Annotated in this window: 1 protein-coding gene; it reads left to right on the top strand. The window is 43.9% G+C overall.

Annotated features, from left to right (window positions below):
• A partial coding sequence (locus tag A596_RS22460; RefSeq protein ID WP_039918859.1) for a terminase large subunit domain-containing protein occupies nt 1-471 on the top strand: 471 nt, incomplete at both ends.

Raw genomic sequence — 471 nt, 5'->3', positions numbered from 1 at the left:
AAAGGCGATCCGATTATTTTGCCAAATGGTGCAGAGCTTTATTTTCTCGGTACCAATGCAAATACAGCTCAAGGCTATCACGGCGATACCTATCTGGATGAATATTTCTGGATACCGAAATTTTTGGTATTCAGGAAAGTCACCAGTGGGATGGCGATGCATAAAAAATGGAAGCAAACCTACTTTTCAACACCGTCAAGCATTACCCATGAAGCATACGATTTCTGGACGGGCGATTTATTCAATAAGAAGCGCCCTAAAGATCAACGCATTACATTTGATGTTTCGCATGAGGCACTAGCAAAAGGTCGCTTATGTGAGGATCGCCAATGGCGTCAGATTGTGACGGTAGAGGATGCAATCAGGGGCGGCTGTGATTTATTTGACCTTGATGAGTTGCGCCTTGAATACAGCGACGACGAATTCGACAACTTATTGATGTGTGAATTTGTCGACGATACGCAGTCGGTA

The sequence above is a fragment of the Cellvibrio mixtus subsp. mixtus J3-8 genome, from assembly GCF_000766945.1.
Classification (GTDB): domain Bacteria; phylum Pseudomonadota; class Gammaproteobacteria; order Pseudomonadales; family Cellvibrionaceae; genus Cellvibrio; species Cellvibrio mixtus_A.
This window is presented reverse-complemented; position numbering and strand designations above follow the sequence as displayed.